This window comes from Streptomyces sp. NPDC055400 (assembly GCF_053644375.1).
On record NZ_JBSHLM010000026.1, the window covers coordinates 32450 to 43870 of the forward strand.

An 11421-nucleotide genomic window follows, 5' to 3' on the forward strand; every position below is an offset into this window, starting at 1 on the left:
CTGGGGTTCGGGGGCTCGCTCAGTCGCCGAGCAGCCTGAACGCTGAATCGCAAAAGACGCGGACGCGGGCCGTTGCGGAGTCGATGCGCCAGTACAGGGACCATTCCAGTGGTGGCGCGTCGCGTAGGGGGATGTAGGCGACGTCGGGGCGGACGTAGTAGCGCTGCACCTGCGCACCGACGGTGAAGCAGCTTTCACCGGCGCCGATGCGGGTGAGTATCTCGTTGAACGTTGCGGAGGCGGGGGCGTGTTCGATGGGGCGGCCGGTAGGGGTGGCGGAGGGCGTGCAGTCCCGCTGGAGGGTGTCGGGGACGTTTGCGGGCAGCCGCAGGAGTTCCACCCGTTCCAGGTCCTCCAGGCTCGCCGACTCCTGATGGGCGATGGGATGTCCCACGGGAGCAGCCAGCATGCGTGCCTCGCGCACGAGCGCCGGGCTGCAGGCGAGCCCGGGTTCGGCTGCGGAGCGGTGAACCAACGCGGTGTCGGCCTCACCGTCGCGGAGCCACGGAAAACACCTCGCCGATCTGAGCCTCGCGCAGCTGCACCTCGCACCCAGGCTCGCGACCACAAAACAACTCGGCTGCCCCGGCCAGGAGTTGACCGCCCGCGGCGCCGACGGTCGGCGGGATGCCGAGGCAGTCGAAGGCCGGCGGTCCGCCGTCAGGAACCGCACGCTTCGCCGAACGGATCTACATCCGTCTCAGCCCGGCGACGAGGACGCCCGCCGCCTGTACCTGTCCGAAGGCTTCTCTCCCGCCGGGGAGAACGAGACGCATCATGTGCTGCGCAGGGCTGCCGGGAGCTGAAGCCGTCCAAGCCACCGGGCACATTTGCGGTCCGATTGCTGCCACGGGGTTGAGTCCCGGATGGCGCGAACAGGCAGGGCTGTTCGCGCCATCCGGTGATTCAGCTGATGGGTTTCGGCTTTCCCGTCCAGGTGTCGCGGGTCCCTTTGCGGGTTAGCCGCCGGGGCACCCTCATGACCAGGCGCCTCGCTCGGAAAGGCGCGATCCCCAGCTGGCCGGGCAGACCGACGGCTGTCGACGGCTGGCCCACGAAGGTCGGCTGAACGAGAGAAGCCTCAGCCCGTCCGCTTGGGCAAAGCAACTCAAGCCTGGCCATGCGCCATCAGGGCTGCGTGAGGCAACGTCAGTACACCGCCCGGGCCGGCAAACTCCGTGCACAACGACTCGAAGTGGTTTTTGATCTCGGCAATGACCACCAGGTCCTGACTCGTCACAATCTGGCCGATCGTTGCCACTCCGGCGGCCGGTCCGCTCCACCACTCCTCAAGCGTGGTCCGGTGGTCCCAGGTCAAGGTGTCGCACAGGGCGTCCGTCAAACCCGCCTCACCGAGCAACGCGGCGAACCCCTGTTCAGTACGGGGGAAGTCGTCCTCGGGAGCAAGCGCCGGCAGGTGAGCTGGACGGGTGACGCCTGCCGCCTGGACAGCCCTACCCAGCAGGGCCTGCCCGGCGGCTGTGGGAACCGCCCAGATCGTGACGGCTATCCGCCCGCCAGGACGCGTCACCCGTCGCAACTCCCGCAGGGCTTCCCCAGGCCGTCCGACATGGTTGACAACGAAGTTGCCGACCACGGCATCGAACTCGTCGTCGGCGAACGGCAAGCAGGGCAGAGCAGCAAGCCGCACGTCAGCTTCCGGAGCCGCCAGCGCGGCCTGGGCGACCATGCCGGGTTCCGCATCCACCGCGGTCACCTTCGCTCCCCGATCACATGCAACTGCGGCGGCGGTGCCCGTGCCCGTCCCCACATCGAGGACCCGTACGCCCTCCCTGACCCCGGCAGTGTCGAGGAGCCCAGGCACCGGATACGCGCAGAGTTTGGCGAAACTTGCAGCATAGGCATCGGCCTGCCCCGCCCACGCCCGCCGCTCGGACTCATCAAACGCCGTCTGCACCACTCGTCCCCTCCCCGGAACCACTACCGCCGAGACAACAACCCGGCGGCCCCGACGCTAACCCTTAGCTGATCAACAGCGACCGGAGATCAGAAGTACTAACCGACCTGAGGGATGCTCAAGCCCTCCTGGAACAACCGCCAGGACCTTGTCGCCGTCGACGTCACTACTGAACTTGAACTCGTGATGTCGGGTGTTGGCAAGGCTGACCGCGAAGTGCCCCGTGGGTGAGAACGGGGCCTGCTGGTGGATCCGACAGACCGTGCGGCTACTCTCAGCCCACCGCGGCCTCGGTCGTGGCCAAACCAAGACTTTGGTCTGTGAGGAGCACGTGCGATGGTTCGCACCACCCCGCCACGTCCGCTCGATGTCGAGACGCTGTTCCCGGAGGTCGCCACCTTTCGGAAGGCGGCCGTTCGGCTGCATCCGCGCCTCGGCGATCCGAGCGCGCGGGAAAGCTCGCTCGGCGGCCCCGTGCTCTGGCCGCTCTCGGAGCCCTGGCCCCACGGCAAGGACGACCACCCGCGCACGGCGTTCTCCCCTCCCGCCCAGGGACCGATCCCGCTCGTCCCGGTCCTCCAGCTATTCGCAATCGACGTGCCTGACCTGGCCTTCCCCAGCGCCGCCGATCTACTGCAGGTGCTCTGGTGCCCCTTCGACCACGAGGACGGCTACGTTCCCCGCCCCGAGACGTATTGGCGGGACAGCTCCCTGAGCGACCTGCAGCCGGCCAATCCACCCTGCCCGACCGGCGCTGACAACGACTACCTTCCGGACCCGTGCGTCCTGCACCCTGAGCGCGTCACCGAGTACCCGAACTGGGACCTCCCGGACGAGGTCGCCGAGGGGCTCGAAGTCAGGTTCGAACAGTTGGAGGAGGAAACCGGCTGGTCTTACTGGTCCCACCTCTCTGTGTCGGACGGCGTCAAGGTCGGCGGGTACCCCACGTGGACGCAAGAGCCTGACTGGCCGACGTGCCCTGCATGCAGTGTGCGCATGGAGCATCTCCTGACGATCAACAGCTCCGAGTTCGACGGCGAGAGCTGGCGCACGTGGCTGCCCCTCGAGGACTCCCCGGCCACGGGAACCATCTGGGACCTTCCTTACGAACAACGCACCGAGATCCAATGCCCCCCTGGGCTCACGCTCGGCGACATGGGCGGCATCTACCTGTTCGATGCACCAGCTGCCCCGACAGGCCCTTCGCCTACCGCTCAGACTGTTCTTGACCGCGCGCGGTTTCAATCGAAGGGCCGTACCGGTGTCCGCGAGGCAGCCGTCGATCACTTCGGGGCGGTACTGCAGCATCTTGAGCTTGCGTTTCACGGCTCGGGTGATCTGGCCGAGGTCCGCGGCGGCGAGGTTGCCGATGTCGCGCTTGACCAGCGGCCAGATGCCCTCCTGGGGGTTGAGGTCTGGGGCGTAGGTGGGTAACTGGAACACGGTGAGCCAGTCGGCGTTCGCGGTGATGAAGTCCTTCATGCCAGTGGTCAGGTGGAGGTGGGCGTTGTCCCGGACGAGCACGATCGGGCCACCGAGCTGGATGCGGGTGCGGATGATCAGGTCACGGAAGTCGCGTCAGCCGAAGCCCTTTTCGCTGTTGAACCACTTCACGGTGCCGCTGACCATTCGTCTGTCCTTCACATCATCCGATCGTGGTCCGTGTCCGTGTCCGTGTCCGTGTCCGTGTCCGAACCCGTCTCCGTGTCTGGGTCCGGGTCCGTGTCTGGGTCCGGGTCTGGGTCTGAGTGTGGTTCTGGTTTTGTGTAGAGGATGTCGCGGGCTTGTTCCGCGGCGCGGGTGAGGCTTTCGGCGACGTAGTCGAGGAAGCGGGCGATGTTTTCGAGGCGGGTGGCGGCGGGGGTGCCGGGGCCGAGGACGGTGACGCCCTGGCGTGAGACGTCGACTTGCTGGATGAGGGCTTTGGAGCTGGCGAGCATCGACTGGTACCAGAGGTCGTCGTCGATGACGTAGCGCTCGCGGCGGCGTTCGTCGCGTTCTCTGCGCACGAGGGTCTGGCTTTCCAGGAAGGCGATCGACTTGGAGACGGTGGCCGGGCTGACCTGGAGGCGCTGGACGAGTTCGGCGGCGGTCAGGCTGCCGGAGTCGGTGGTCAGGAGGCTCGCCATCACCCGCGACATCATCTTGGGCAGTCCCGACTGGATCATGACGGTGGTGAACAACTCCTCGTACGCGCGCACCGCTTCAAGGTCGCGTCCGTGGGGGAGCGCGGGTGCCTGCTGTCCCCGGGAGGCGGGCTGCTTGCGCCGGTGGGCGCGGCGTTCGGTGGCGCGGTGGGCCTTCTCGGCGCGGTAGGAGGTCGGGCCGCCGTTGCGCATGACCTCACGCGTGACGGTCGAGGTGGGGCGCTCGAGCCGCCTGGCGATCTCCGCGTAGGCGAGGCCGTCGGCAAGGCCCAGAGCGATCTCCTGGCGTTCGTGCTGGCTGAGTCTGCCTCCCGGCATCGCGATCTCCTCCGTGTCCGTGATCCGTGGTGTGGCCGACCTTAGCGTTCACTCTCATTTCAATGCAACGTTCGGCTGACTGTCGTTGCGTTAGAGTGCAGGATTGTTGCAACGAAATAGGTGTTCTGGCCTGCAGTTACTGGGTTTTGGCGCAACAAGCTCATTGCGTGATCCTTGAACGCTACGTAGCGTTTCCCTCGTCAGAAAGAGAAACCGAGGGCCGGAGACGGCACCCGATCAAGGAGCACAGTGATGCAGAAGTTCGCCACCACCGCCCCCGTCACCGCCCACCTGGACATCCCCGCCGGCCGCATCCAGCTGATCGCCGCCGACCGGAGCGACGTCACCGTCGAGGTCCGGCCCGCCAACGCTTCGAAGAGCCGGGATGTGAAGGCCGCCGAGCGGACCACCATCGCCTACGACAATGGTGTGCTCCGGGTCGTGAACCCCGAGGGCGACCAGCACTTCAGCCCGTCGGGCTCCATCGAGGTGACCGTCCAACTGCCCGCCGGCTCCCGCATCGAGGCGAAGGCACAGGCCACCGAACTGCGCGCCGTGGGCCGCCTCGGTGACCTCGTCTTCGACGGCGCCTACCAGCACATCAAGGTCGACGAGGCCGCGGGCCTGCGGCTGACCGCGACCGACGGCGACGTCGAGGTCAAACGGCTCACCGGGCCCGGTGACATCAGCACGGCCCGTGGTGACATCACCGTCGCCGAGGCCACCGGCGGCAAGCTCACGCTGACCACCCAGTCCGGCGACATCACCGTCACCGCCGCGGCCGGCGTCTCCGCGGCCCTGAACGCGGGCACCTCTCACGGCCGCGTCACGAACAGCCTGAAGAACGACGGCACCACGACCCTCGACATCCGCGCCACCACCAGGCAGGGCGACATCACCGCCCGCAGCAACTGACCCCCCTCACGCAGCCCTCAAGAAGGAGCACTTCTCATGACCAGCTTGGCCATCGCGGCGAACGGGCTGCGCAAGGCGTACGGTGACAAGACCGTCCTCGACGGCATCGACCTGCACATCCCGGCCGGCACCGTGTTCGCCCTGCTCGGCCCGAACGGCGCGGGCAAGACCACCGCCGTCAAGATCCTCTCCACGCTCATCGGTGCCGACGCGGGTGAACTGCGCGTCGGCGGACACGACCTCACCGCCCAGGCGCAGGCCGTACGCGCCGCGATCGGTGTCACCGGGCAGTTCTCCGCCGTCGACGCACTGATCACCGGCGAGGAGAACATGTTCCTCATGGCGGACCTGCACCACCTGTCCAAGCGTGAGGGGCGGCGGGTCGCCGCCGAACTCCTGGAAAAGTTCGACCTGGTGGAGGCAGCGAAGAAGCCCGTCTCCACCTATTCCGGCGGCATGAAGCGCCGCCTGGACATCGCCATGACGCTGGTCGGCAACCCGCGGATCATCTTCCTCGACGAGCCCACCACCGGCCTCGACCCGCGCTCCCGCCACACCATGTGGGGCATCATCCGCGAGCTGGTCTCCGACGGCGTCACCGTCTTCCTCACCACCCAATATCTGGAAGAGGCCGACGAGTTGGCGGACCGTATCGCCGTACTGAACGACGGGAAGATCGCCGCGGAGGGCACCGCCGAGGAGCTGAAGCGGCTCATCCCCGGCGGACATGTACGGCTCCGCTTCACCGACCCGGACGCCTACCAGCAGGCCGCCACCGTCCTGCACGACGCCGCCCGCGACGACGAAGCCCTCGCACTGCAGCTCCCCAGCGACGGCAGCCAGCGCGAACTGCGCTCGATCCTCGACTGGCTGGACTCGGCCGGCATCGAGGCGGACGAACTGACCGTGCACACCCCCGACCTCGACGACGTGTTCTTCGCCCTCACCGGCAACGCCCGCATCCCCAGCCAGCCCAGCCAGCCCAAGGAGACCGTCCGATGAGCTCCCTGACCCTCGCCGTACGCGACTCGTCCACGATGCTGCGCCGCAACCTCCTGCACGCCCGACGCTACCCGTCGCTGACCCTGAACCTGCTCCTCACGCCGATCATGCTGCTCCTGCTCTTCGTCTACATCTTCGGCGACGTCATGAGCGCCGGCATCGGCGGCGGCGGCGCCGGCCGCTCCGTATACATCGCCTACATCGTCCCCGGCCTGTTGCTGATGACCATCGGCTCCACCACCATCGGCACCGCGGTCTCCGTCTCCAACGACATGACCGAGGGCATCATCGCCCGCTTCCGCACCATGGCCATCCACCGCGGATCCGTCCTCATCGGCCATGTCATCGGCAGCGTCCTGCAGGCGATCGCCAGCGTCATCCTCGTCGGTGCCGTCGCCGTCGCCATCGGCTTCCGCTCCACGGACGCCACCGTCCTGGAATGGCTCGCCGCGTTCGGCCTGCTCGTCCTGTTCGCCACGGCGCTCACCTGGATCGCCGTCGGCATGGGCCTCAGCAGCCCCAACGCCGAAGCCGCCAGCAACAACGCCATGCCCCTCATCCTGCTCCCCCTCCTGTCCAGCGCCTTCATCCCCGTCGACACCATGCCCGGCTGGTTCCAGCCCATCGCCGAGTACCAGCCCTTCACCCCCGCCATCGAAACCCTCCGCGGCCTCCTCCTCGGCAGCGAGATCGGCAACAACGCATGGCTCGCCATCGCCTGGTGCCTCGGCCTGACCGTCCTCGGCTACCACTGGTCGAAGACAAAATTCAACAACGACCCGAAGTAGCCGAGATGGCCACGCGGGCCATCCCCCGCAACCCGTCCCACCCCTGGGCGGCGTACACCGACACCACGTCGGGGGTACGCCGCCCTTCGGCGTTCCCGCCCCATGCATCAATGGACGGCACGGGGTTCGTCTGGCGGCCCGTCAGGGTTTGAGCAAGGTTTCATCACCTGGACTTCGGATTCCGAGAGCCAGACTTTCCGCACCTCCCTCACATGGCTCCCCTCCCCACGTCGCCGAACGAGACCCACTCCACCACCCTGCCGGCCAGCATCAACGTCCCGGTGACCGACGGCTCAGGCGGCGCCACCACACCCCGCAGCGCTGCCGCCTGCGGTCGCCCCCGCACCTGCGGGGATGGGGTCCGATCGCCACGGACATGATGGTGTCAGCGGAGTAGCCGACCCCGCCACCCGCGGGGATGATCCGTACAGCGCGGAGGCCTGAGGCCGCGAGACGTGGCCGCCCCTGTGTTCGCAGGGATGGTCCGAACCTCGCCCAACTCGTCCGCCAGGCATCCACGTTGCCTACGCGCCCGCGGGGATGGTCCGCCGAAGCCTTGCGCATCACCACCCGGCAGAGGTCCGCCCCCGCGCCTCATGGGTACAGGCTATGGGCGTGAGAATCGCTGTGAGCAGGGGGTTTTGTTCCCAGCCGGACCCTGGCCCTTCGAAGCGAGGACAACGCAGTCTCGACGCCGTCTCTCCGTTAGTCGTTCTTAGTCGCCCTGGAGGTGGAGTTCCAGGCTCGCGGTTTCCGCGCAACGCTCGGCCAGCTCGCGGATCTGCCGCAGAATGTCCCGCTCCCGCGGCCCGTTCACCAGATCACAGGTGGCGTCGACCTCGGAGATGAACTGAGGCATGTCGACCGAGGTAAGGATCTGGGTGCGATACGGGTCCACCCGGTTGAGCATCGGCAGACTGCTGTGAACGCAGATACCAGAGAACAGATCCGCCCCGTCCTGTACGAATTCCACCGTGGTCAGCCGACGCTTCTTGGGACTCGTCCCCCGATGCGTCACCTGCATCAGCACTACGTCAACACCCATGCCTCATGCTCCTTCCAGAATCCGGGACACTCGCCCAGGGCTCAGGACCGGCACCAGGGTTCCGTCCACGATCAGGACGGGTCTTGACCACACCAAGATCATCTCATTCGTGACCCCTGGTTACGGGACACCTTTTACTCGTGAACAAAGCCAGGCCCCTTCGTAGCGGGAGCGCTAGAGACGCTGCGAAGCACGACGCGCACACGCGGTCCGGTACCTCACCAGCGCATGCCCAACGCATCCAAATCCGCCCGGCGTTGCTCAGTGAGTTTCGTAGCGCGCCGTCGTGTGTTGGCGATCCACATGCCGAGTGCGACGGGCACACCGCCGTCCTCGCTGCCGGCCCCGGCGCTGGTCTCGGCGCCTGCCGCGCCCTGTCCGGCGGGTCCGGCCTCTGCTAGGGGCACCAACTCGGTGTGCTCCCGCGGAACCTGCAGGTGTCCTTCCCTCGCGTGGAAGCGGCCTGCGGCGGTCAGGTTCAGCGTCCATTTGTCGTCCTGCGTGCGCCGTACCAGCCGCTCGTCCTCCCCGGCCTCCTCAACACCCAGCACGCTTTCCAGCAGCCACTGCTGTGCCGCCCCGAGCTTGCCCCACCCCCGCCGCTGCGCCTTGACCCACGCGCCGAGGTCTTCGCCCTGCACGACCAGGACCCCGGGCCCGGCCGGCAGCGCACCGCCGGCATCGATGTGGTTCTTGGCGAGGCGGAAGCAGCGTTGCCAGCCGGTGTCCCACGCCACCGGGCACCAGCCCGGGTCGATAGCGTCCAACGCATCCAGGCGGCTCTGGGACAGCCCCCACCCTCCCGGTGGCACCGGCTGGCCCTGATCATGCGCGACAGCAGCCTCCATGGCCCGCCGGGCGGCAGCCCGCTGGTTCTTGAGCCACACCCCGACCGGGAACCCGCCTTCGCCCACGGCGCTGACTGGCGCCAGCAGATGCCCGTGCACCCCGGCCCACGCCTTGGCCGCCATGAGGCCTTCATCAAAAGCACTGTCATGCACGTTCCAGACCATGCCAAGCATGTCCAACTGCCGCACCCGCTCGGCCTCGAGCAGCTCCGCGTTGTAGTGCTTGCGCTGGTCTGCCAGCCACACTCCGAGCGGGAACGCGGCAGGGGACCAGTCGTCCGGTGTGACGTACCGGTACGGCACCTGCAGGGCCTGCGCGCCGGTCTCCTTCAGGTACTGGATGCACGCCTGGATCCCGCGCCGCCAGTAGGCGTTCTCCGGATCGATGATCCGCAGGCGGATGAACTGCGCGATCAGCGCCGGATCTCGCAGCGTACTGAACTTCAGCAATTCCGCAGCTGGCCCACTCACCACCAGCTCGGCCGTCTCCTCACCGTCCTCCGCTTCGTCGAGAACGGGTCCACCGTCGCTTCGGTCGCTGTCCCCGTCCTCGAGGTCATCGTGATCTACAGCTTCGTCGCCGTCCTGGCTCTCGCTGTCGACCCAACTCCCGCTGCGCACACGGGGATCGGCGAGCGCCTCGATCGTCTCCGTGTCGTGTGCCCGCAGGGCTCCAAGAACCTTACTGAGGGTGTCGTAGGAATTCGAAACCAGCATTTCCCCGCCTTCTTCGCCCGGCCCGAGAAATACCGGAACGACCAAAGTGGCGAGTTTTCCCTCACCCGGACGAATACGCAACGCCCGCCCGACCATTTGCACAATATCCACCATCGAACCCCGCGCATCACAAAAAGCAACAGCATCACACCGGGCCGTATCGACACCTTCCCCAAGAACTTTCACGGACGCCAGAACCTGTACCGCAGCCTTCACCTCACGACCGCTGGCTCCCAAAACGAAGTCGGAAGAGAACTGCTGCAGCACGCTCTGGCGGTGGCCCAGGGAGTGCTCGCCATACAGCCACTGCGCCCACACCCGACCCGGCGCCGGGAACCGCTCAGGGTCATCAGCGTGCAACTGCCCGGCAATGGCCGGCACCCCGGCCGCCATCGCCTCCGCCTCCGCAACCCGACTATGGAACGTCAGGATCCTGCGCAGCTTCTCCTCCACCGCCGCTGTCAGCAACCCCGTCTGCAAAGCCGCCAGACGCGCGCCGCGCACATGGTCGGCCCCCAACGGAGCTTCCTGCAACGCCTGGTGGACGTCCTCGTCCCGGATATCGACACACACGACCTGATACGGCGCCACAATGCCCCGCCTAATCGCCTCGGACAGCTTCAACTCATACGCCACCGGCCCGAACACCTCGGAGTCCCTGTCCATCGACGCCACCAACCCTGGTGTCTCACCGCCGGCCTCCCACACCCGCGGCGTCGCCGTCATATACAACCGACGCTGCGCCGGAATCTGCTGCTGGTCATGCACCGCAGCCCACGGCCTACCCGCATCACCACTCGTCCGGTGCGCCTCATCGACAACCACCAGGTCCCACACTCCAACCCCGGACGCATGAGCTTGCTGCAACGTCCGCAGACCCAACGACGCATACGTCGCGAACACCGTGACCTGATCCAAGCCCTGCAGCCACAACCGCAGCTCCTCCGCGCTGGTCGTACACGGCACACCCTGACTGTCCGCGGCACTGAGCGAGCACACCCCGACGATCGCCCCACCACGGCCGCCGGCGCGCCACGCGGCAGCCATCTGCGTCAACAGATCCAGAGTCGGCACCAGCACCAACACACGCCGCGCTTTCAGACGGCGCGCCGCCTCCACCGCCATCAGCGACTTACCCGAGCCGGTTGCCGAGACGACCTGGGCCCGTAGCCCCAGTGCAGGCATGCGGCCAGCAGCAGGTTCCTGAAGTGCCCTCAGAATTCCGTCGACAGCCTCGATCTGATGCGGTAAAAGTTTCATTGTTGCCATTGCTGGCTCCCGTGGAATGTGCACTCGGTAAGCGTCCCGGCACTGAATAAGTGACGCTGAACAGTGAAAAAATGGTGACGTGATCCAGGGCTAACGAGGACGGTCGATGGTAAGCATACAGGCCATATTTTAGCTCACCTATAAAATGACGCACACGGCCGATCAGGAGAGCCAGGCATGTCCGATTCTGACCATAAACATGACGGGGCATCAAGCTCCATTCAGAAAACCTGGCAGATGCACCGTCACATCCAACCCCACCCTGCAGTCGGCCGCTTTTGCAGGACCGCGCGGAGCGTGGGCCTGCCAGGCCGGATCGCGGAGCGATCCGAGCCGCCGGGCCGCGGAGCGGATCCGGCAGGCGTCACGGAGTGACGCCAACTCCCCGACGAAGTCGGGGAGTTCCTTCCCGCCGCGTAGCGGCGGCGCGTCGTGTCTGCGGAGCAGACCTGTC

8 protein-coding genes and 1 pseudogene are annotated in these 11421 nt (G+C 66.9%); 3 read left to right on the forward strand and 6 right to left on the reverse strand.

Features of this window, described 5'->3' with window-relative positions; genetic code table 11:
- Nucleotides 1–19: 19 nt before the first annotated feature.
- The 4 genes and pseudogenes from ACWIGU_RS43650 to ACWIGU_RS43665 form a co-directional block, all read right to left on the reverse strand.
- Nucleotides 20–673, reverse strand: coding sequence for a LysR substrate-binding domain-containing protein (locus ACWIGU_RS43650; RefSeq protein ID WP_454407464.1), 654 nt, complete (start codon nucleotides 671–673; stop codon nucleotides 20–22).
- A gap of 435 nt (nucleotides 674–1108) precedes the next feature.
- Nucleotides 1109–1921 (reverse strand): class I SAM-dependent methyltransferase, encoded by an 813-nt coding sequence (locus ACWIGU_RS43655; protein WP_454407465.1) that lies wholly within the window; start codon nucleotides 1919–1921, stop codon nucleotides 1109–1111.
- A gap of 1254 nt (nucleotides 1922–3175) precedes the next feature.
- Nucleotides 3176–3511 (reverse strand): annotated as a pseudogene (locus ACWIGU_RS43660) (transposase); the annotation flags it as partial.
- Between the two features lie 47 nt (nucleotides 3512–3558).
- Nucleotides 3559–4383, reverse strand: coding sequence for a helix-turn-helix domain-containing protein (locus ACWIGU_RS43665; protein ID WP_454407466.1), 825 nt, complete (start codon nucleotides 4381–4383; stop codon nucleotides 3559–3561).
- A gap of 252 nt (nucleotides 4384–4635) precedes the next feature.
- Here ACWIGU_RS43665 and ACWIGU_RS43670 point away from each other — a divergent pair, with 252 nt between their 5' ends.
- The 3 genes from ACWIGU_RS43670 to ACWIGU_RS43680 are packed head-to-tail and all read left to right on the forward strand — an operon-like array spanning nucleotide 4636 to nucleotide 7088.
- Nucleotides 4636–5298, forward strand: coding sequence for a DUF4097 family beta strand repeat-containing protein (locus ACWIGU_RS43670; protein WP_454407468.1), 663 nt, complete (start codon nucleotides 4636–4638; stop codon nucleotides 5296–5298).
- 36 nt (nucleotides 5299–5334) lie between these two features.
- Entirely contained in the window at nucleotides 5335–6300 is a 966-nt protein-coding gene (locus ACWIGU_RS43675; RefSeq protein ID WP_454407469.1) for an ATP-binding cassette domain-containing protein, read from the forward strand.
- Nucleotides 6297–7088 (forward strand): ABC transporter permease, encoded by a 792-nt coding sequence (locus ACWIGU_RS43680; RefSeq protein ID WP_454407470.1) that lies wholly within the window; start codon nucleotides 6297–6299, stop codon nucleotides 7086–7088. Before ACWIGU_RS43675 ends, ACWIGU_RS43680 begins: the two co-directional genes overlap by 4 nt.
- 715 nt (nucleotides 7089–7803) lie before the next feature.
- Here ACWIGU_RS43680 and ACWIGU_RS43685 read toward each other — a convergent pair.
- On the reverse strand, nucleotides 7804–8133 hold the full coding sequence (locus ACWIGU_RS43685) for a hypothetical protein (RefSeq protein WP_454407472.1): 330 nt from the start codon (nucleotides 8131–8133) through the stop codon (nucleotides 7804–7806).
- A 218-nt stretch (nucleotides 8134–8351) separates the two neighbouring features.
- On the reverse strand, nucleotides 8352–10967 hold the full coding sequence (locus tag ACWIGU_RS43690; protein ID WP_454407474.1) for a Helicase associated domain protein: 2616 nt from the start codon (nucleotides 10965–10967) through the stop codon (nucleotides 8352–8354).
- Nucleotides 10968–11421 lie beyond the last annotated feature (454 nt).

Excerpts from the sequence above, each read along its gene's own strand:
- ACWIGU_RS43665 (WP_454407466.1), bottom strand. The coding sequence starts at position 4,383 with ATGCCGGGAGGCAGACTCAGCCAGCACGAACGCCAGGAGATCGCTCTG.
- ACWIGU_RS43670 (WP_454407468.1), top strand. The coding sequence starts at position 4,636 with ATGCAGAAGTTCGCCACCACCGCCCCCGTCACCGCCCACCTGGACATC.
- ACWIGU_RS43675 (WP_454407469.1), top strand. The coding sequence starts at position 5,335 with ATGACCAGCTTGGCCATCGCGGCGAACGGGCTGCGCAAGGCGTACGGT.
- ACWIGU_RS43680 (WP_454407470.1), top strand. The coding sequence starts at position 6,297 with ATGAGCTCCCTGACCCTCGCCGTACGCGACTCGTCCACGATGCTGCGC.
- ACWIGU_RS43685 (WP_454407472.1), bottom strand. The coding sequence starts at position 8,133 with ATGGGTGTTGACGTAGTGCTGATGCAGGTGACGCATCGGGGGACGAGT.
- ACWIGU_RS43690 (WP_454407474.1), bottom strand. The coding sequence starts at position 10,967 with ATGGCAACAATGAAACTTTTACCGCATCAGATCGAGGCTGTCGACGGA.